Origin of the sequence: Pseudomonas sp. Tn43 (assembly GCF_014192635.1) — a bacterium.
Lineage (GTDB): Bacteria > Pseudomonadota > Gammaproteobacteria > Pseudomonadales > Pseudomonadaceae > Aquipseudomonas.
On record NZ_JACHYG010000002.1, the window covers coordinates 320709 to 340710 of the forward strand.

Below are 20002 nucleotides of genomic sequence, written 5' to 3' on the forward strand. Positions count from 1 at the left end.
AAAAAAAACAAAAAGACGGTGATTGATATGACCATGATGAGTGCGCGATTAAGCGTAATGATGTTTCTGCAGTTCTTTATCTGGGGCGGATGGTTCGTGACCCTCGGCACCTTCCTCTCCAGTAATCTTGGGGCGAGCGGCGGGCAGATCGGCATGGCGTTCTCGACGCAGTCCTGGGGGGCGATCATCGCGCCGTTTGTGATCGGTTTGATTGCTGACCGCTACTTCAATGCCGAGCGCATTCTTGCGGTGTTGCATCTGATCGGCGCGGTGCTGCTGTTGCAACTCTATCGAGCGCCTGACTTCAGTGGGTTTTACCCGTTCGTGCTGGCCTACATGATGATCTACATGCCGACGCTGGCGTTGGTGAGTTCGGTGGCCTTCCGGCAGATGCGCGACCCGGCCGTGGAGTTCTCGCGGATCCGGGTGTGGGGCACCATCGGCTGGATTGTGGCGGGCGGGGTGATCAGCTTTGTGTTTGCCTGGGATTCACAACAAGCGATCTCATCCGGTGGCTTGCGCAATACGTTTCTGATGTCGGCCATCGCCTCATTCGTGCTGGGCATCTACAGCTTCAGCCTGCCGCGCACCGCGCCGCTCAAACCTGAGCCGGGCAGTGTCGGCTTGAAGCAGATGCTGGGGCTGGACGCCTTGGGTTTGTTGAAGGACCGCAGTTACCTGGTGTTCTTCATCGCTTCCATTTTGATCTGCATTCCATTGGCGTTTTATTACCAGAACGCCAACCCGTTTCTGGCGGAAATCGGTGTAACCAATCCAACCGCCAAGATGGCGATCGGGCAAGTCTCGGAAGTGCTGTTCATGTTGCTCCTGCCGCTGTTCATCCAGCGTTTCGGCATCAAGATCGCGCTGTTGGTGGGAATGCTGGCCTGGGCGTTGCGCTACCTGTTGTTCGCCTACGGCAACAACGGGGACCTCGCGTTCATGTTGTTCACCGGCATCGCCTTGCACGGCATCTGCTACGACTTCTTCTTTGTTTCGGGGCAGATCTACACCGATGCCAAAGCCTCGGAACGTTTCAGAAGCTCTGCGCAAGGCTTGATCACGCTCGCGACGTACGGCTTGGGCATGCTGATTGGCTTTTGGGTGGCCGGGGCAGTCACCGATCACTATGCGTCGGCTGACAGCCATGACTGGAAAAGCATCTGGCTGTTCCCGGCAGGGTTCGCGCTGGCGATATTTTTCTGTTTCTCGCTGGCCTTCAAAGGGCGGCAAAGTGTGGCAGCGCCGTCGAGTATTTGAATCATGCCCGAATACCGGCGGAACCGGTGGGCGCGGGCTTGTCCGCGATGGAGGTGGGTCAGGCGACATCAATGTTGATTGTGCCGCCGTCTTGCGAGCGCTTTTCGTAGGAGCCAGGCTTGCCGGCGAAGGCGAGCTGAAGGACGCCTTCGCCGGCAAGCCTGGCTCCTACGAGTGTTGCGATTAGCCGACTGGTATTTCAGGAGTTATGGAACGCAGCTTACTCAAGGCGCGCCAAACAGCATCGTCCAATAAACACCTTTATCGCTGCGCGAATCGGCGGTGTAGGCTGCGCCCACTTGGGTAAACATCGGGTTCATCAGGTTGGCGCAATGGCCGGGGCTGGCCAGCCAGCTGGCCATCGCCTTGTTCGGTGAACCTTGCCCGGCGGCGATGTTTTCGCCGATCTGCCGGCCTCGATAGCCGGCGGCTCTGGCCCGATCCAACGGCATATCACCGTCGGGATCGCGGTGGGCGAAGTAGTTACCGTAGGCCATCGCCTTGCTGTGGCCTTGCGCAGCGGCGCCCAGAGCGGCATTCCAGGTCAACGGTCGTGCGGCGGCAAAGCGTTGGCGCCCGCACATGCGTGGCTTGGCCCGTGCCGCGTTGACCTGTGCCAGCAACGTCTTGCCCGCCGCTCGCGAATCACCGGCACGGCCGTCTAATACCGGTTGCGCCAGCACGATCTGCCATTCGCTGCGGGTGCGAGTGACGCCGATGTCGGCGAATTGGGTATCGAGCAGCGCCCCGCAATAGTCGCTCTCAAGCAGGTCAAACGCCTCTTCGGCATCTTGTGCGCCGACCACGCGAATGGAGCGCACCGTCACTGCCTGGTAGCCGTTGGCCTTCAAGGCATTGCGCAAACCGCCACCATAGCCGACCGGCAAAGCCAGGTTCGATTTCAGGGACAGTGGCCGCAACGGCTTGCCCGTACGCCCTGCGCAGCGATCGGGATCGGCGCGGTAATCGTTGATGACTTCCACCAGTTGCCGCTCTCCACTGGCATGGGCGGGGCTGACGAGCAACGGGAGCAAAGGCATCAGGCACAGCGAGATAAAGCGACAGCGGCGGACGGTTGGGCGCATGAACGAACAACTCTGATGAGATGACGACAATAAAGTGGGATAGGGACGAGCAATGACCGAACGAGTGCTTCGCAGGCGAGCATTTTTACGGCACGGCTAAGACTGCGGGCCTGAAGACTGGTTCACGAGGGGAAGAGACAAATTTAGCGGTGTCGCCGTGGGAGCATTCGGGAGCGCAATGTCATTCTCTGAATCAACCTATTAGCAGCGTTTTCGTTAAAACAGTCGATGGCAGGTGGCGAAGTGCCTCTCGTCGGAAGACGACGCGGCTATTTCGCGCTTTTCAGCTATTCTTGCGACATCTGGACGGTGGCCATGACGTACTGGCACACGATGCGCAAGGAAGGAAGACGAAATGGATGATGTGCATTGCGTGCAGGTTATCGCTGTCACGGGCGGTAAAGGTGGCGTGGGTAAGACAACGGTGGCGGTCAATCTTTCGTTGGCGCTGGCAAAAATGGGGCGGCGCGTTGTATTGCTCGACGCGGATCTGGGCCTGGCGAATATCGATATTCTGCTGGGGCTGACGCCGCGCTATACGCTGGCTGATGTGATCGAAGGGCGTTGCGAGCTGTCCGAGGCGCTGTTGCCTGGGCCTGGCGGCATTCGTGTTGCCCCGGCCTCTTCGGGCTTGCAGAGCATGACTCATCTGGAGGCGGCGCAATACCGTGCGCTGATCCAGTCCTTTAGCGATATTGGCGACAAGCTGGATGTGCTGGTGATCGATACCGCCGCCGGTATTGGTGGTTCAGTGGTCAACTTCATCCGCGCGGCCCAGGAAGTGATGGTGGTCGTGTGCGATGAACCGACCTCGATCAGCGGCGCCTACGGGCTGATCAAACTGCTCAACCTGAACCACGGTCTGCATCGTTTTCGGGTGTTGGTCAACATGACCGGCAGTCCGGCGGAAGGCCGCAATCTGTTTGCCAAGCTGGAAAAGATTACCGACATGTTCCTGGATGTCTCGTTGCAATACGTCGGCGCGATACCCAACGATGAATGTGCGCACAAAGCGGTGCAGAAGGGGCGTGCGGTGTTTGAAGCTTTTCCCCGTTCCAAATGCGCCCAGGCCTTCCAGGCCCTGGCTCGCAACGTCGACACCTGGCCATTGCCGACGCATCCGAGAGGGCATGTGGAGTTTTTTGTCGAGCAACTGGTGCAGAATTCGGGTAGGTGAGACGCAAGGATGCACAAGGCGTGATGAATTTAAGCCGCGGCGCAGTTCTTGTGTAGCAGCTGCCGAGCTCCAGCGAGGCTGCGTTCGGCTGCGAAGCAGTCGTTAATCCGGCTGACACACGCAGCCTCGCTGGAGCTCGACAGCTGCTACGGATCGCATTACGGCTTTACTGACTTAGTGTCCACAGCCTCAAATCACGATTTGTAGCCAATCTGGCGCAACAGATTCTTGCGCCAAAGAATGTCTTCATCACCTTCAATGTCTTTGGCACAGAAGCCATCCACCACGCCCAGAATCCCGCGTCCCTGTTTCGTCTCAGCGAGAATCACCTCGGTGGGATTGGCCGTCGCACAAAAAATCCGGCACACCTCCGGCACCATTTTGATGGTGTTCAACACGTTCAGCGGATAAAAACCGTCGCCCAGGAAAATGATGAAGCTATGGCCCGCGGCAATGGCTTGCGCGTTTTTCTGCGCAAGTTCGATCATGGCGGTATCGGTGCCGGACCATCGCACCAGGCATTTGCCGGAGGCTTCACAAAAAGCCACGCCAAACTGAATACCTGGCACGGCATTGACCAACGCTTCATGGAGATCCTCGACGGACTTGATGAAATGCGCCTGGCCCAAAATGAAGTTCGTCGCTTCTGGCTTGTCGATTTTCAACGTGATGAGTTGCATGGCAAACGCCTCCTTTCACGATGCTGCGGGCCTGGTCTGGCCGTTGATCAAGCCGGGACGGTGTCTTGCTCCGCTGGCGGTGGCTCTGTGGAGACGCGAACATCCCCCAGTTTCCTTATCGTCGACTTGGGCAAGGTCGGTGCATCAAGCAGAATCGAATCAATGCGCTTGCGGATATCCAAAACGATTGGGCCCAGGATCGCTTCGTCTTTGCCGCTGGCGATTTCGTCCTGAATCTCACGCGATATCGCCCCGAGTTTCTCGGCGGTTTCTTTGTGCCCGGCAGCCCGGGTGTCAAAGTTCAGGAAGGTCTGAACCGAACTCAACACCAGAGTCAGAAGTGACAGCACGCCGGCCAGGTATTGGAGCCATACGGGCGAGGAGTCACTGATTGAGCCAAAGACACTGGCGCTGACGATCGCCGACAGCACCACGCAGGGGATGCCCAGTTTCCAGCTGAATTTCTCGAAATCCCGGGCGCTGATTTCGTGTTCAATCTGCAACCGGACAATCATGCGATTCCATTTGGTCAGTAGCTCGAGCCGGCTCATGGTTGCAGTCCTTGGCAGAGGGGATTCAGGGGAATATTAGCTTCTATTTGCCCGCTTGGTCAGGGTTCAGAGACAGGACGCAGCTGAGACGCCGGGCCTTCTTCCTCTCGCAGTTGTCGGCTCATGTCGTCGCAGCTCTGCGACCAGGCCGTCAGCCACGGCGACATCTGGGGTGATTGTTCAGCCAACCCCAGTTCCCGGACAAATTCGGCAGGTGGCACCGTGCCTTTGGCCGCGCGAAATAGCCCCCGCATCATGACGACGCCGACTACCCGTCCTTTACTCACAAAGCGGTGTTCCATAAAGCTCCACTTATCGTCCCAGCCAAGTATTCGGGTATGAATCTCGAACGATTCGAACAACTTCAGCTCCCGCCGAAACTTGCCCCAGGTATCCCCGACGATCGGCACCGCCCTGTGACGCAGGGCTACGCGATAGGCACCGCTGCGCAGGACGAAGTCCATGCGACCCACGTCGGCCAGGGTGAAATAGCGGCCATTGGTGACGTGCCGATTGAGGTCCAGATCGAGCGGCCAGACGCGCATGCGGATGACGGTGGTGGCCAAGGCGTCAACGGGCTTGCGCCATGGGCGACGAAACAGCATGAGGAACAGTCGAAACCAGAGGTTCATTAGTCGTCCGAGGGCGAGGGTAGATCGGTGCACTTTAGGACGAGGAATGCCCGCGAGGTAGGTGCACAAATGACTTTTTTCAGGTGAAAAGCGCAATTGGATCATTCGTGTGCGTGGCCGTCATTTCAGCGGTGCCCGCCAACCGGTATTCCGCTCAGGAATGCCCTCATAAAAATCATGCATTTTCTTTATGGCTTGGGAAGTCGTAGCGTGTCTGCTCACCCTATGGAGATGTCTTCGTGAATGATTCCCGCCTGCGCCTGTACGTTGATGCTCAATTCACCAGCCCCTATGCCATGTCGGTTTTCGTGGCCCTTCGCGAAAAGGGCATCGAGTTCGAACTGAGCCCGTTGGACCTGGACGCGTTCGAAAACCAGACAGAAAACTATGCCAGCCTCTCGCTGACCCAGCGTGTACCAACGCTGGTGCATGGCGATTTTGCCTTGTCTGAATCGTCGGCGATCACTGAATACCTGGAAGATGTTTTTCCGCAGACGCCGGTTTACCCGCAAGAACAGAGGCAGCGCGCCAAGGCACGACAAATCCAGGCGTGGCTGCGCAGTGACCTGCTGCCCATCCGGCAGGAACGTTCCACACTGGTGGTGTTTTATGGCCTCAAATCAGGGCCCTTGTCGCCCGCTGCCGAATCAGCCACGCGCAAGCTGATCGATGCCGCACAAGCGCTACTGGCTGACGGCCGCGAGTATTTGTTCGGACAATGGTCGATCGCCGATGTGGATCTGGCCGTGATGCTCAACCGGCTGATACTCAACGGTGACGCCGTGCCCCGCGCGCTGGTGGAATACGCCCAGCGTCAATGGCAGCGGCCTGCGGTGCAGGAGTGGGTCAATCTGCAACGTCCTGCGCTGTAACGGTGTGAGGTCAGGTCAAATGCGCTCAATAAACTGCATGATGACCTGATTGACGACGTCAGGATGCGTAATGGGCCCCATATGGCCGAGCCCCTCGAGTTCCACCACTTCAACGTTCGGCAGTGCGCCGGTCAACAGCCGCGCCACTGCCCGTGAGGATGCCGGCGAATCCTTGCCGACCATGAAAAGCACGGGCAGGTTGAGCGAGCGAAACGCCTGTAATGGCGTCGGCTCGTTCAGCAATGCGTGAGCCCAGCCTTGCACATTGGCCACGGCGGCGGCGATGGAGGGCTTGCGTTGTTCCGGGGTTTGCTCCCAGGCGCCGGCACCCATCCAGTAGTCAATGAAGTGCCGGGCCGCTGCGTCCAGGTTACCCGCCTCCACTGCCAGCCCGGCGTTTGCGACGACTTCACGAATGGCATCCGCCTCATTGGGTGGCGGCGATTCAGACTCGATCAGGGCAAACAAGGTGGGCTCATACAAAGCCATGGCGCGCACCCGGCCGGGGTTCTGCAATGCCGCGATCAACGCCACAGCACCACCATAAGAATGACCGATCAGAATGAGCGGTTCGCCGGCACGGGCGAGCACCGGTTCGGCGAAGCGCGCTTCTTCACTGAGGGTGACGATCCGATCGGTGGGCCACGCCGGGCTCTTGCCGGCGCCAAACGAATCGAGCGCCAGGACCCGAAACTTTGCGGCCAGTTGATCTTGCAGTTCACGCCACTGCACCGAATGACTCGCGTTGGCGTGAAAGCAGACAACGCCCGGGCCTTTGCCCGAGTCCCGAAAAAAGGGTTCGACGGGTTTCATTCTGCCGCTCCTGCAACGACGCTAATGGCACAAGGAGAGTTATAGATTAGCTTCAAGGCTTCGATGTCGCAGCCAGTCATGATGAAATAGCCGCCCGCTTTTGCTGTCAGCCACACCTGATTTGGAGCCCCGCATGAAAAACGCCGTTGTCCTTGCCTTCGCCTGGATGCTCAGTACCGGTTTATTCAGCACGCCAGCAGAAGCGGCGGGGGATGCTCAGGCCGGTCAGAAACTGTTTAACCGCATTTGCGGCGGCTGTCATCAAGTGGGGACATCGGCACGAGGCTCCTTTGGTCCACAACTCAATGCCATTTTTGGGCGCCTGGCGGGAAGCACGACGGACTACCAATATTCATCCGCGATGAAATCATCCGGCATCGTCTGGACCGGCGAAACCCTTGCCGCATACATCGAAGCGCCAAAAGAAGTGGTCCCCGGAACCCGGATGATTTTCTGGGGCCTGAGCGATCCGCAGAAGATCGAAAACCTGTTGGCCTACCTTCAGACATTTCAGCCGCAATAATCGGTGTGTGTAATCAACCCGTTTCTGGATGCGTATAAAGTCTGTACAAGTGATATCAATGAGCCACTTCATCCGTTAAAGTAGGCACCGCCCGAGAGACGGATCCCGGGTATTTCTAATGGAGTGACTCAGTGAATTACCTCAGCAAAGTCGTTGCCGTAGCCCTGTTCGGTCTGGTTCTGGCGGGTTGCACCGGCACCCCGATGAAAACTCAGCAGTACGACAGCAACCAGTACACCGTTGTCGGCCACAGTGAAGCGACCGCCACTGGCCTCCTGCTGTTCGGCCTCATCCCGATTCAGCAGAACAACCGTTTCATCCGCGCTCAGAATGCCGCAATCAAAGCCCGTGGCGGCGACGCAATGATCAACACCCAGGTGCAGGAAAACTGGTTCTGGGCTTGGGTCCTGACCGGTTACACCACCACAATCTCTGGTGATGTGGTCAAGCTGAAAACCGTTCAGTAAGCGCAGCGCTTTGCCTGACTGACGAATGTGTTTTCACATGATGAGCCCGGTTTTTACCGGGCTTTTTCGTCAGGGTTGCAGGTAACCGTCAAGGCTTTTACCAGTTGTCCCATGCCGGGAACTCCGCTCCATCGATGTTCTTCTACCGACAGTAAACGGCCGAAGAATAAGGAGACGGGCCATGACCGTTCATGAACCCTTTACCCGGCAGGCATTGGCTGAGCTGCTGGCGTTCGACGCACAACCCAGTCTTTCGCTGTATATGCCGACCCATCGGATACTTGCGGAGCGCGCTCAGGATCCGATTCGCTACAAAAACCTGGTCCGACAGTTGCAGTCGCTGCTGCAAGAGCGGTATCCGCAACAGGATCCCAAGCCACTGATCGAGCCGTTTCTGGCCTTGGAAAAAGATCCGTCATTCTGGCGTTCCAATGGCGATGGCATCGCTGTATTCGGCACCCGGGATTATTTCAAAGTCATCAGCGTGCACCAGCCGCTGCCCGAAGGGGCTTTCGTCCAATCCCATCCTGTCCTCAAACCGCTGCTATGTCTGGAGCCGTCCCTGGAGCGTTACCAGGTGTTGTGCCTGACCCGCGATGAGGTCTGGATGTATGAAGGCTCTTCCCGGCAACTGGACAAAATCGAACTGGCGCCACAAGTGCCACGCAATCAGAACGATGCGCTGGGCAGCGAGCTGACTCCAAGCAATCAGCAAGGATTTCCGGGAGGGCACGGCAGAAGCGGCGAGCGCGGCGATTCGATGACGCACGAGTCTGCCGGCGGCGGTAAGCAAGACGAAATCAACCTGGACCGGGAACGGTTTTTCCGTGCGCTCGACAAGGCCATTGAGGAACATCAGCCCTCGGGATTGCCGCTGCTACTGGTGGCATTGCCTGAAAATCAGGCGGTGTTCAGGGCTGTCAGCCATAACCAGCAGCTCTTGCCCAAGGGCATCAATAACGATCCATCGCTTTCAAGCGTCGAAGAACTCAGGACGCAATGCGCCAGGTTGATTCAGGATATTCACGAAGATCGACTCATTGATGCCTTGAATCGCTACGGTATAGCGGTGGGTCAGGGGCTTGCCGGAGCGCGTCTGGCCGATATCGCCCACGCGGCCTTCGACGGCCGCGTTGAACTGCTGTTGGTGGAAGCGGACCGACAAATCCCCGGTACGCTGGACAAGGACAACGGCACGTTGATTCTCGATAACAGCGGCAGCAAGGGCGCTCCGGATGTGCTTGAGGAGCTGATTCTTCTGGTGCTTCGCCAAGGCGGTGAAGTGGTGATGCTTCCTCCAGAACACGTCATGCCAACCGGCACCGGAGCCGCTGCGGTACTTCGTTTCTGACGCCGGTGCCTGGAACGACGGAAACCGCTTGTGGCGAGCGAGCTTGCTCGCGCTGGGCTGCGTAGTGGCCCCAAAAAGTCCGACAGTAAATGCCGATTTTTGTGAGTGCTACGCACTCAAGCGGGAGCAAGCTCCCTCGCCACAGGTTTCTCACTGATCGCACCTCACGCCCATGCTTTTCCGAGCTCCTCCAGACCTGCGTCCTGCAGGTTCTGCGCACTCATGACCACTCGGAATTTGCAGTTGGCCTGGAAGTTGAGAAAGAAGGGTTCCGCATAGCCGGGAATTTCGGAGGGGTCTTCTATATCGATCAGAAAAATCCCGCTTCGCATTCCATCCTGCTCAGTGAAATAAGTCGCCTCCGGCTTAATGGTTTCCAGCACGCGGTTCATGATTTCGCCGATTTTCCCGGACCTGACAAGCGCGTTGAAAGGCTCATGGGGAAACTCGACCATCAGTAGCATTTTCATTATTCGTACTCTGTTGAAGTGACGTGCTCCTTACCCGGATCCTTACTCCTGACGAAGTTGCCGCCAGCGGTGCGTTCGGCAGAGCCAGCGGGTGTGGTTAAGCATAGCGAAGGGGTCGAAGCTGCCGGGGCAGGGGTTACGGACGGTCGTTTCGGTTCATCGGGCTGATGAATCCGCCTGCAAATCCTCGATGAAAGAAAGTCGTGCCCGGTGGCTTGTCTTTAATGATTCAGGGGCAAAAAAACCATGAAAAAACCCGGCTGATGAGGCCGGGTTTTTTGGTTGAGTGTTGCGTACAGCGACTTATTCATGCAGTACGGTTCTCGATCAGACGATCCGAACCACCTTCAGCAACGCGATTCTCGATCAGACGATCCGAACCACCTTCAGCAACGCGATTCTCGATCAGACGATCCGAACCACCTTCAGCAACGCGATTCTCGATCAAACGATCCGAACCACCTTCAGCAACGCGGTTCTCGATCAGACGATCCGAGCCGCCTTCAGCGACGCGGTTCTCGATCAGACGATCCGAACCGCCCTCGGCAATGCGATTTTCAATCAGACGATCCGAGCCGCCTTCAGCGACAACCGGGTGAGTAGAAGACGCGGCAAAAGCGTTAACTGCAAAAACCGAGAAAGCGATACTGAGGATGATTTGGCGTTTCATGATGGTGTGCTCCGGGGTGTTATTGGTTGGGTATGGAGCGGATGTTACGCCGAGGATTTTTTATGAGAACTTCATTGACGTGATGGTGACTATCGATGCCAGCAATGGTTGAAACGTAGTGGGCAAGTGGCGCGTCCATGCCGGACAAACCGGCGCCATGAGCGCACACGTCCCAACGACAAAGCACAATGCCAGCCAGTTAAGCAGTTTCAGGCGTGACGCATTCCTTGTAGCAGCTGGCGAAGCCTGCGTTCGGCTGCGTAGCAGTCGTGAATCCGGCTAACGCGGTCTGCCTGACGCACCGCAATTTCTGATTTTACGACTGCTACGCAGCCGAACGCAGGCTTCGCCAGCTGCTACATATCGCTCCTTCAGGTTTACACGAACAGGTCGTAGGACAGTTTGCTGATCAGAATCACCAGCAACACCAGGAACAGAGCACGGACAAAAGGCACGCCTTTATGAACCGCCAGCCAGGTGCCGGTCAGCGCGCCCAGGATGTTGAATGCCGCCATGGGGATTGCGATCAGGTAGAGCACGTTACCCGTCGGGATGAAGAATATCAGCGCCGCTACGTTGGTCGCGATGTTCACCAGCTTGGCCGACGCCGAGGCATGAAGGAAGTCGAAGGCGAAGCAGCGGATAAACAGGAAGATCAGGAAGCTGCCAGTGCCGGGACCGAACAGTCCGTCGTAGAAGCCGATGGCACCGCCGATGACGATCGCCAGCAGTTTTTCCCAGGTACCGATGTGCATGGGTTTGTGCAGGGCGCCGAAGTCCTTTTTCCAGAAGGTGTAGATCGCCATCAGCACGATCAACACCAGCACCGCCGGCCGGATCATCGACTGGGGGACGAACGACACCGTGGCCGCTCCGAAGAAGGCCATGACAAACGCCGCACAGGCGGCGGGGATCACCAAGCCCCAGTTGATCACCACTTTGCGCACGAAGGACCGGGCCGCGAAGGCGGTGCCGCAGGCTGCCGCGACTTTATTGGTACCGAGCAGCGCCGCCGGTTGTGCCGTGGGCAGCACGTTGAACAGCGCGGGTATCTGGATCAGTCCGCCGCCGCCCACCGCAGCATCGATCAGGCCGGCGGCGAAGGCGAACACGCAAAGGATGACAATATCGACCATGAAATCAGGCTCTGACGTTGAAGGGTGGGTGAGCGTCCGGCGGCTTCTACGTGTTTCATCGCATCGGCTTGCCCGCGTCCTTGAGCAGGAAGGTTAACGGAAGGGCTTTTAATGTGTTGCAATACCACGTTGTGAAAAGTGCAACGAGGTGGAGCATGGTATTGGACATGTTGGGGGAACTTGAAGCCTTCGCGACGGTGGCTCGCAAGCGCAGTTTCGTCGCGGCGGCACGTACTCTGGGGCGCTCCCCCAGCGCGCTGACCCGTGCCGTTCAAGCCCTGGAGGAAAGTGTCGGGGTCAAGTTGTTCAATCGCTCGTCCAATGCCGTGAGCTTGACCGAAGCGGGTGAGCGCTTGATGCCTCACGCTTACAAAATGCTGGATCTGCAACGTGAGGCGGATGAAGACCTGGCCAGCCTCAGCGGCCTGGCCTATGGCTGGATCCGCTTTTCCGCACCCGAGTTTCTCGGCCACGGGGTATTGCCCCGGTTGATCGCGCAGTACAGCGAGCGTTATCCAGACGTGAATGTCGATGTGATTTTCACCGATGAGCTCATCGACCCGGCCAAGAGCAAGCTGGACTTCTCGATTCGCGGCGCGTTTGCGCAATCCAGTGACCTGATCGGCTATCCGCTCTGGAATTATTCACGCTACCTGTATGCCAGCCCCGGGTATCTGGAGCGGCGCGGGATGCCCGACTCCATCGAGGCGCTGGAGGCGCACTCGCTGATCCTGCATACGGCGCCGCGGATTCTCAAGGAGTGGAATTTTCGCAGCGAGGAGCAGGCCATCAGCTTTCGGGTTCATCCAAAGTTTCGTTTCAGCTCCGGTTCGGCGGTGTTCCAGGCGGCGCTGGCGGGCGTCGGGATCGCCCGCCTGGCGGACTGGATGGCGGAGCCCGAAGTGGAAGCGGGGCGCCTGCTGCGGGTCTGTCCCGAGTACAAACTCACCTCCAGCGGCGGTGAAAGCCCGCAGATGCACGCGGTGTACCCGGCCGGGAATCTGCCGCTGCGGGTGAAGTCGTTGTTGGATGTGATCCGTGGTTTTGGCGACAGCCTTGGTCGAAAGCACGCGGTGACGCTTTAGTCGGCTGGACTGCAAGGCACCTTGAACGGAATGACCGTTTTTGAACCGAATGCAGACATCAGTAGCTATCGCAAAGGTTAGCGAATCAGAATACCCGGACTGACAGCAAACGAATCGTATGTCTGAAAAGGGTGAGGCCATTGAAATTAAAGTTCAGCCACGTGGATGTTCTCGTCAAAGACCTCGAGGAAGCGTGCAGCTATTACGCCCGAGTCTTCAGCGCCAGGATTTCCAGAACACTTGATTGGCAGCGCGACGGTTTGCATGTGCGCTATGCGATCGTCATGTTTGGAACGGAGCGCCTGATGCTGGTACAACCGTTTACCGGCAATCTCAAGGCGCTGATGGACTCCAACGGCGAAGGTACGATCTATCGTCACTGCTATTCCACATCAGATATTGAGGCAGCCTACGACGAATTGATCGAGGCCGGAGTCCAGCCGGAAAACGAGAACGGAAAACCACTGTCTCGCGATGATCTGCAATCGCCCAGCGGGACACGCATAATCTGGTTACCGAAACGCTTTGGGCATTTTTCTATTGAACTGCTTGAAGAGAAAGAGTTGGAGGCATTCATCAAGGATGCGTTTGCCCAGGAGCCTGCACAAATCTTCTAAACGTTATTTCCATTGCGCGGTAATTTAGTCGTCCGCACAGATGACGCTGAACCGATGGAGCCTTGCGTGGATAGACGCAACTGGATTGAGCTGTCCCAGGACGCCGATACCGGGATTGAATCAATTCGTGCCCATTTTCAGGGGCATGCCTACGATCCGCATTGGCATGACAGTTTTCTGGTGGGGGTCACCGAGCAGGGCGTGCAGCAGTTCAATTGCCGGCGCGTTCGCCACCTCAGTACGCCGGGCAAGGTATTCATGCTGGAGCCGGGTGAAATCCACGATGGGCATGCACCGACCGAGGAGGGGTTTACCTATTCCATGCTCTACCTCGATCCACATTGGCTGGAGCGGGAGTTGCACGCGTTGTTCGAGCATGCGCCGGCCAACAGTCATCCGGGTTTTGCCGACACCCTGAGCCAGGATCCGCGCCTGGCCACTGCCATTTTCCAAGCCTTCCACGCACTCCATGAGGGCGACTTGCGCATAGTGCGCCAGAGCGCCATCGACACGTTGTTGGGGGCGCTCACTGGCCATCTTGATTGGCGCAAGCGTCAGGCTTTTGATCCGCGCCTGCCGTGGGTGGCCCAGGTTGCGCGTGACTATTTGCATGCTCATGTCTATGAAGACATTGGGCTGGATGATCTGGCCACAGCCTGTGGTGTCGATCGCTTTCGTCTGACACGCGCCTTCAAGGCAGCCTTTGGGCTGGCGCCTCATGCATATTTGATCCAGTTGCGCCTGGCCAAGGCGCGACAGCTGCTGGCGCAGGGCGAGTCACCGGCACAGGTGGCCAGTACCCTCGGGTTTGCCGATCAAAGTCATATGGGGCGCTGGTTCCGCCGTGCCTACCAGCTCACACCCGCGGATTACCGCAAGCGCTGCTCAAACCTTCCAGACTGAACTTCGCCGATTCGCGACCATGGATTCCTGTCTGATCAAGGAGTCCATTCCATGGAATCGTTGTTGCCTTTCCTGCTGTTTGCCTTCGTGGCTTCTATTACCCCGGGGCCGACCAATATTCTGGTGTTGAGCCACAGTTCGCGGCGGGGGCTGGGCGCCACACTGCCCATCATTTTTGCAGCCTGCGGGGCGGCGGCGCTGATTGTGTTTGCGGTGGGGCTCGGCATGGGCGAAACGCTGCTGCGGTTTGCGCGTGTGCAGCAGGCAATGGCTTGGGCCGGAGTGCTCTGGTTGAGTTGGCTCGCCTGGCAGATATTCCAAAGTGCGCCGCCGTCCCTGGCCCCGACCACCTCGCGTGACGAAGGCCTCAGCGTGTTCGGTGCCGCCACGCTGCAATTGGTCAACCCCAAGGTCTGGATGATGGCGGTAGCGGTAGTGAGCGTATTTGTCGGTGAGGGCGACAAGACCCTGCGGCTGGTGGTGTTGTCGCTGCTGTTTTTGTTGGTCTCCGTGCCGTGCATGACTTTGTGGGCGTTGCTCGGCGTGGGCAGTGCCCGGGCTTTTGGTTCGCCGCAGGCATTCAAACGCCTGAACACTGCACTGGCTTGTTTGCTGCTGGTGTCGGCCTGGTTAGCCATGCTGGTGTAGATCGTTGAGTGGACAGGTCGCTTGACTCAGCGACTGGCGCATCCATGCGCCAAGCGAGCGGTCCTAGCGCTTGATCAGGGAAATCTTGGTTCCTTCGATGCTGATCCCGGCCATCAACCCCTGCTGGTCGAAAATGAACGCGTAGGCATCGTCCTTCACGGTTGTGCTGGACAGATTCTTCGCCACCCCTTCATCAACCATTACAACGGTGGGGCCTACGCCGATTTCCCACCCCTTGGTTTTACGTATGTAGTCCACGGCTTTATCGGTCATCAGGAAAACCGCATAGCCATACGACTGGGCGCCGGCTTGCAGGCCCCAGGACCCGGTTACGGAGTTGTAATAATTTTCGACTTTCATGTCCTTCAACAATACGCCTTCGCCATAGCTGCCGCCGAACACAAGGCCCGCCTTGATGATTTTCGGGAAGACAAGAATCGCTTTGGCGTTGTGCGAAATGCTTTCAGCAAAGGGCGTGGACTTGTACAGCGTTTGCAACGCTTGCCGAGCATCGACATCCAGATCCTCGGCAGTTGCCGCACCCGCAGTGTTCAAGAAGCTGGCCGATGCCAGTGTCGCAAGGACGATCGACAGGAAGAACCGCATTGACTGAGTCATGTTAGTACTCCAATACGGGAGCAGAGGATATGAGCAGCAGTCAGCACTTGCTCCTCGGACAATCCGAGCCTGCTGAAACTATCCGGCGCACCCTAAAGTATGTGAGCTACTGACTTCGCCCTTGAATGAGGCCTTTGATCATTGGCGACGTCATCACCTGCTTTGACCTCTGTGTATCAGCCAGGTTCGTCGTCAGAAATTGCGATGGCCGAAAGTAAATATTGTTAGTTCCAGGAAGTGGCCAACTGTAAAAAAAACGGACGCTTGTTAAGACGTCCGGTTTCCACAACGACTGGGTTGTTATGCAGTGAATCAGTTTTCGGTTTGACGAGCCGCCCAGTGTTTCATCTCTTCGGCAATGAAATGGTTCACCAGGTCGCTGTACATCTTCTCGATGGCATCCGGGCTCAAGCCTTCGGCCTCGGCCCACTCGCGACGTATCGCCAGCATCGCCTTGAAACGCTCCGGCGCACGCACTGAAGTTGCCGAGGTCTTGAACTTCGAGGCCGCCAGTACGTACTGAAAACGCTTGCCCAACAGCTTGATAACGGCGTGATCAAGGGCATCGATTTCCCGTCGGATGTCCTCCATGCCTTCACACTCTGCGGGTTGTAATGGATTGATGACTTCCATGTAAATGACTCCATTGGCTGAAAAAGATCGGGGGACTTCGGAAGGGATATTGGTGATTACCGCGACGCGTAGCAGTTGTGAAGTAACTCTCAAACACCGCCATATTGATACACGGTCGCACTCCAATACTGGCTGCCGTTACGTTTTTGCCGGGTCCATCCATCTGCCACCAGTTGTTTGGCGATCATTCGATTCATGAAGCCATGACCGAGCAATAGAACCGGTCCTTCGCTGGCAGCAAGGGACTGAAGTCGTTGAGCTGCCGTGCTGGCGCGCATCCTGGCAGTGGCGACGGATTCGACGTTGCGTGAGTAACCGCACAACCATAAAACTCGAAGGATAAATGCCCAGGTAAACGGCGATAGCCGTGGCAGCTTCCAGCGACCATAAGGCAGTTGCGCTTCACCGAAAAGTGCGTCGACGAGGGCGGGTTTCAGGCCAAGAGCCTGGACGGAAGTCAACGCGCGAGGCGCATTGCTTGAAACAATCACCGTGGCGGTTGCGGCGAGCTGCATGCTGGCATCCGGGACGGGCTGGCGGGTGATTTCGGACCGGTTGTAGTGTTCGATCCACTCCTTCATATCGAGCGCTGATATTTTGTCGGTTGCGACCAACGTTGGCTGGCCGTGACGCATCAGGATTATTTTTCTGCTCACAGTAATGTTTACGTCCTTGTCATGGTGTGCGGTGATGTGGACCGGCAGCAATAGCAGCCAGCGACCGGCGAATACTCCCATCCTGCAAGGTTAAGGGCCAGTAACCGTTGTACACAGTGGTGTCATCAGGCCCCTTTCATTTCGTTCATCCATTAAAAAAAGCACCCCTTAGCCCCAGATAACATGATTTTTCACACGCTCAAGCCTTCCCTATAGTCCTCGCAAGCCCAATCGGAACACCTCTGTGTTTCATCGATGCGAGATAAATTTATGGATGACAAGATAACACCGGGTCAGAGCCGGAATGCTGGTTTGGGGACGCGCGTGGTTTGGGGCGGGGAGCAAGTTCAACATCCCTACAACGCCACCCAGACTCCCATCGTCGTCAGCGCCGCCTACGGATACCGTGACATTGATGAATGGTATGACGTGGCATTGGGTAAAGAGCCTGGTTTCATTTACAGCCGCATGAGTAACCCCACGGTCACTGTCCTGGAAGACAAACTTTGCGAGCTGGAAAGCGCAGAATCGGCTGTCGCTTTCAGTACCGGGATGGCGGCCATCAGTGGTGTGCTGCATACCTTCCTGGCCTGTGGTCAGCGTGTGGTTTCTACCCGCGACAGCTACGGTGGCACCAACAAGATCTTCGAAGAGTTTCTTCCCCGAATGGGCGTCGAGGTCACGCTTTGCGATACCCTCGATATAGAAGCTATCGAGCATGAGATCGCTCAAGGCTGCAATGTCCTCTATCTGGAAACCCCAACGAATCCGACACTCAAGGTCCTGGATATCCGACGTCTCGTGGCGACGGCGAAGCGCGTTGGGGCTTTGGTCATAGCAGACAATACGTTCGCGACGCCTTTGAATCAGAATCCCCTTGCTCTCGGGGTTGATGTGGTAGTGCACAGTGCTACCAAGTTCCTCTCCGGTCATGGCGATGTGCTTGGCGGTGTGGTCTGTGGTGCCGAGCATCTCATGTCACACGTTCGCCATTACCGCGAAATCAATGGAGCCTCGCTGGATCCGTTTTCGGCTTATCTCATCATCCGCGGCATCAAGACGCTGGCTTTGCGTCTTCGCCAGCAACAGGCGAGTGCACAAGTACTGGCCGAATACCTATGCACCGAGCCCTTGGTGGAATCTGTGAATTATCCGGGACTTCCTCACCATCAAGGTCATGTCATTGCCCGTTCGCAAATGCGCGGATTCGGAGCCATCGTCAGCTTCGTGTTGAAAGGAGGCATGGACACAGTGACTCGTTTGTTACCGCTGCTCAACTATGCACATCGTGCGGGCAACCTGGGCGCGGTTGAAACCATCTACGGGCCGGCACGGACAACCAGCCACGTGGAAAACACCCTGGAGGAACGTGAGGCCCTTGGGATTTCCGAGGGCTTGGTGAGGGTCTCCGTAGGTATTGAAGACACGGAAGACTTGTTGGCGGACCTTAAACAAGCATTTGCGTTAGTTCACAGTAAACAACGTGATGTAATTCTCCACACTGACAAAACCGAGCGTTTCACCGAGGTGGAAACCTGAACTCGGTAAGACTTCCGATTTATGATCGGATCGTCCTTCATGAATGGTTTAAAACAATAACAACTAGCGACAATTAAATTGTGCTGCCTAATAGTCGGTTACAAGAAATATTTGTCCGTACATTTCATGAGAACATAGCGATGACTATCCCGACAAAAAATGAACAGTCCGACCCAGCCTTGAATTTCAAGAAAGAAATGCAAACCCGCCACATCGTCATGTTGGCGTTGGGCGGTGTAATCGGTACGGGATTATTCCTTACCTCCGGCTACACCGTTAATCAGGCTGGGCCCCTCGGCGCAGTGATTGCCTACATCATCGGTGCGGTGATGGTGTATCTGGTAATGGTCTGTCTCGGTGAATTAGCGGTGCAGATGCCAGAAACCGGATCTTTCAGTAGTTACGCAACTCGATACTTGGGCCCAGGTACGGGCTATACGGTGGCCTGGCTGTATTGGCTCACTTGGGCGGTCGCTATTGGCTCTGAATTCACGGCGGCGGGCATCCTGATGGTTCGGTGGTTCCCGGATACACCGGTCTGGATCTGGAGCGCGTTTTTTGCCATTGCAGTCTTTATAAGTAACGTTGTATCGGTTCGTTTATTTGCGGAGACTGAATTCTGGCTTTCGCTCATTAAAGTTCTGACGGTTATCACGTTTATCGTCATTGGTGGCGGGGCTATTTGCGGTCTTTTCCAGGTCCAGCATTTACAAGGTGCCGGGCTCTCGAACTTTACCCGTGAGGGACTTTTCCCGACAGGCTTCCTGCCCATTGCAATGACACTTCTAGCGGTCTCTTTTGCTTTTTCCGGAACTGAGCTTATCGGGATTGCGGCAGGTGAAGCGCAAGATCCTCAGACCAGCGTCCCCAAGGCGATCCGCACCACAGTAGTACGTCTGGCGCTGTTCTTCGTGGGCACGATTTTCGTACTTGCAACCTTGCTGCCCCGCGAGCAGGCGGGATTGATAGAAAGTCCGTTTGTGATGGTGTTCGAGCTGATTGGCATCCCATATTCAGCCGACATTATGAACTTCGTCATTCTCACCGCCCTGATATCCGCCGCTAACTCGGGGCTGTATGCGGCTTCGCGCATGCTGTGGACATTGAGTGATCAAGGGCATATGCCTAAGCGTTACGCCAGGCTTTCGCGCCAGGGTACGCCGGTTAATGCAATCGTGTTGAGTATGGCGGGTGCGGTGGCGTCGCTGCTCAGCAGCGTGTTTGCCCCCGATACGGTTTACCTGGCTCTGGTGTCGATTTCGGGTCTTGCGGTTGTGATCGTCTGGATGAGCATTGCTGCGAGTCAGATAGCCTTCCGCCGCCAATACGTCGCCAATGGTGGACGAGTAGAAGATCTGCATTTCCGTGTGCGCGGCTACCCTTGGGTTCCTATTGGTGCTCTGTTGTGCTGTTTGCTGGCCTGCATCGGCATTGCTTTTGATCCTGAGCAGCGAGTAGCGCTTTACTTCGGTCTTCCGTTTATCGCGTGGTGTTACTTCGTTTATTGGATCACTCGCAAGAAGCGGGAAGAGCGGTTGGCATTAGCAGCGACTGCACATCATTCCGCTGGTGCAGCGTAAGTAGCTCAGGCGATCATTGAGCACAGATAAGTTCCA

At 56.8% G+C, this 20002-nt stretch carries 23 protein-coding genes; 12 read left to right on the forward strand and 11 right to left on the reverse strand.

What is annotated here, in order from left to right; genetic code table 11:
- The first annotated feature begins 27 nt into the window (after positions 1-27).
- Positions 28-1260 (forward strand): nucleoside permease, encoded by a 1233-nt coding sequence (locus tag FHW68_RS05745; protein ID WP_183679274.1) that lies wholly within the window; start codon positions 28-30, stop codon positions 1258-1260.
- Positions 1261-1484: 224 nt separating this feature from the next.
- Here FHW68_RS05745 and FHW68_RS05750 read toward each other — a convergent pair whose 3' ends face one another.
- Positions 1485-2345 (reverse strand): CAP domain-containing protein, encoded by an 861-nt coding sequence (locus FHW68_RS05750; RefSeq protein ID WP_183679276.1) that lies wholly within the window; start codon positions 2343-2345, stop codon positions 1485-1487.
- Between the two features lie 355 nt (positions 2346-2700).
- Here FHW68_RS05750 and FHW68_RS05755 point away from each other — a divergent pair, with 355 nt between their 5' ends.
- Positions 2701-3522, forward strand: a complete 822-nt coding sequence (locus FHW68_RS05755; protein WP_095631510.1) for a MinD/ParA family protein — start codon at positions 2701-2703, stop codon at positions 3520-3522.
- A 194-nt stretch (positions 3523-3716) separates the two neighbouring features.
- Here the strand turns inward: FHW68_RS05755 and FHW68_RS05760 are convergent, their stop codons facing one another.
- The 3 genes from FHW68_RS05760 to FHW68_RS05770 are packed head-to-tail and all read right to left on the reverse strand — an operon-like array spanning position 3717 to position 5385.
- A complete protein-coding gene (locus FHW68_RS05760) occupies positions 3717-4202 on the reverse strand; it encodes an adenosine-specific kinase (protein WP_183679278.1) in 486 nt (161 codons plus the stop codon).
- Between the two features lie 47 nt (positions 4203-4249).
- A complete protein-coding gene (locus FHW68_RS05765) occupies positions 4250-4753 on the reverse strand; it encodes a DUF4231 domain-containing protein (protein WP_095631508.1) in 504 nt (167 codons plus the stop codon).
- Positions 4754-4812: 59 nt separating this feature from the next.
- Positions 4813-5385 (reverse strand): thioesterase family protein, encoded by a 573-nt coding sequence (locus FHW68_RS05770; protein ID WP_095631507.1) that lies wholly within the window; start codon positions 5383-5385, stop codon positions 4813-4815.
- Positions 5386-5624: 239 nt separating this feature from the next.
- Here FHW68_RS05770 and yfcF point away from each other — a divergent pair, with 239 nt between their 5' ends.
- Positions 5625-6257 (forward strand): glutathione transferase, encoded by a 633-nt coding sequence (yfcF, locus tag FHW68_RS05775; protein WP_183679280.1) that lies wholly within the window; start codon positions 5625-5627, stop codon positions 6255-6257.
- Between the two features lie 15 nt (positions 6258-6272).
- Here the strand turns inward: yfcF and FHW68_RS05780 are convergent, their stop codons facing one another.
- Positions 6273-7070 (reverse strand): alpha/beta fold hydrolase, encoded by a 798-nt coding sequence (locus FHW68_RS05780; RefSeq protein WP_183679282.1) that lies wholly within the window; start codon positions 7068-7070, stop codon positions 6273-6275.
- 133 nt (positions 7071-7203) lie between these two features.
- On the opposite strand from FHW68_RS05780, the gene FHW68_RS05785 reads away from it, so the two are divergent.
- The 3 genes from FHW68_RS05785 to FHW68_RS05795 all read left to right on the forward strand — a co-directional run bounded on the left by FHW68_RS05785 (position 7204) and on the right by FHW68_RS05795 (position 9411).
- Positions 7204-7593 carry a c-type cytochrome gene (locus FHW68_RS05785; protein ID WP_183679284.1) on the forward strand — a complete coding sequence of 130 codons (390 nt, stop codon included), beginning with the start codon at positions 7204-7206 and terminating at the stop codon, positions 7591-7593.
- Positions 7594-7724: 131 nt separating this feature from the next.
- Entirely contained in the window at positions 7725-8060 is a 336-nt protein-coding gene (locus FHW68_RS05790) for a hypothetical protein (protein ID WP_050683375.1), read from the forward strand.
- Positions 8061-8241: 181 nt separating this feature from the next.
- Positions 8242-9411 carry a hypothetical protein gene (locus FHW68_RS05795; RefSeq protein WP_183679286.1) on the forward strand — a complete coding sequence of 390 codons (1170 nt, stop codon included), beginning with the start codon at positions 8242-8244 and terminating at the stop codon, positions 9409-9411.
- 164 nt (positions 9412-9575) lie between these two features.
- Here FHW68_RS05795 and FHW68_RS05800 read toward each other — a convergent pair whose 3' ends face one another.
- The 3 genes from FHW68_RS05800 to FHW68_RS05810 form a co-directional block, all read right to left on the reverse strand.
- Complete coding sequence (locus FHW68_RS05800; RefSeq protein ID WP_095631502.1) at positions 9576-9881, reverse strand: panthothenate synthetase; 306 nt, start codon at positions 9879-9881, stop codon at positions 9576-9578.
- A gap of 307 nt (positions 9882-10188) precedes the next feature.
- Complete coding sequence (locus tag FHW68_RS05805) at positions 10189-10551, reverse strand: hypothetical protein (protein WP_183679288.1); 363 nt, start codon at positions 10549-10551, stop codon at positions 10189-10191.
- A 377-nt stretch (positions 10552-10928) separates the two neighbouring features.
- Positions 10929-11687 carry a TSUP family transporter gene (locus tag FHW68_RS05810; protein WP_183679290.1) on the reverse strand — a complete coding sequence of 253 codons (759 nt, stop codon included), beginning with the start codon at positions 11685-11687 and terminating at the stop codon, positions 10929-10931.
- 155 nt (positions 11688-11842) lie between these two features.
- Between FHW68_RS05810 and FHW68_RS05815 the strand changes: the two genes are divergently transcribed.
- The 4 genes from FHW68_RS05815 to FHW68_RS05830 all read left to right on the forward strand — a co-directional run bounded on the left by FHW68_RS05815 (position 11843) and on the right by FHW68_RS05830 (position 14940).
- A complete protein-coding gene (locus tag FHW68_RS05815; protein ID WP_183679292.1) occupies positions 11843-12772 on the forward strand; it encodes a LysR family transcriptional regulator in 930 nt (309 codons plus the stop codon).
- Positions 12773-12912: 140 nt separating this feature from the next.
- Positions 12913-13389, forward strand: a complete 477-nt coding sequence (locus FHW68_RS05820; RefSeq protein ID WP_183679294.1) for a VOC family protein — start codon at positions 12913-12915, stop codon at positions 13387-13389.
- Between the two features lie 66 nt (positions 13390-13455).
- Positions 13456-14292, forward strand: a complete 837-nt coding sequence (locus FHW68_RS05825; protein WP_183679296.1) for an AraC family transcriptional regulator — start codon at positions 13456-13458, stop codon at positions 14290-14292.
- A 51-nt stretch (positions 14293-14343) separates the two neighbouring features.
- Entirely contained in the window at positions 14344-14940 is a 597-nt protein-coding gene (locus FHW68_RS05830; RefSeq protein ID WP_095633403.1) for a LysE family translocator, read from the forward strand.
- A gap of 63 nt (positions 14941-15003) precedes the next feature.
- Here FHW68_RS05830 and FHW68_RS05835 read toward each other — a convergent pair whose 3' ends face one another.
- From FHW68_RS05835 to FHW68_RS05845, 3 genes are all read right to left on the reverse strand, one after another.
- Complete coding sequence (locus FHW68_RS05835; protein ID WP_095633404.1) at positions 15004-15558, reverse strand: YSC84-related protein; 555 nt, start codon at positions 15556-15558, stop codon at positions 15004-15006.
- Positions 15559-15870: 312 nt separating this feature from the next.
- Positions 15871-16191 carry an isochorismate lyase gene (locus tag FHW68_RS05840; protein WP_095633405.1) on the reverse strand — a complete coding sequence of 107 codons (321 nt, stop codon included), beginning with the start codon at positions 16189-16191 and terminating at the stop codon, positions 15871-15873.
- Between the two features lie 89 nt (positions 16192-16280).
- The gene (locus tag FHW68_RS05845) at positions 16281-16826 is read right to left on the reverse strand and encodes a histidine phosphatase family protein (RefSeq protein ID WP_095633406.1); all 546 of its coding nucleotides are present in this window, start codon (positions 16824-16826) and stop codon (positions 16281-16283) included.
- Positions 16827-17117: 291 nt separating this feature from the next.
- On the opposite strand from FHW68_RS05845, the gene FHW68_RS05850 reads away from it, so the two are divergent.
- Complete coding sequence (locus FHW68_RS05850) at positions 17118-18386, forward strand: cystathionine gamma-synthase family protein (protein ID WP_183679298.1); 1269 nt, start codon at positions 17118-17120, stop codon at positions 18384-18386.
- Between the two features lie 140 nt (positions 18387-18526).
- Positions 18527-19966 carry an amino acid permease gene (locus tag FHW68_RS05855; RefSeq protein ID WP_095633408.1) on the forward strand — a complete coding sequence of 480 codons (1440 nt, stop codon included), beginning with the start codon at positions 18527-18529 and terminating at the stop codon, positions 19964-19966.
- Positions 19967-20002: the final 36 nt, after the last annotated feature.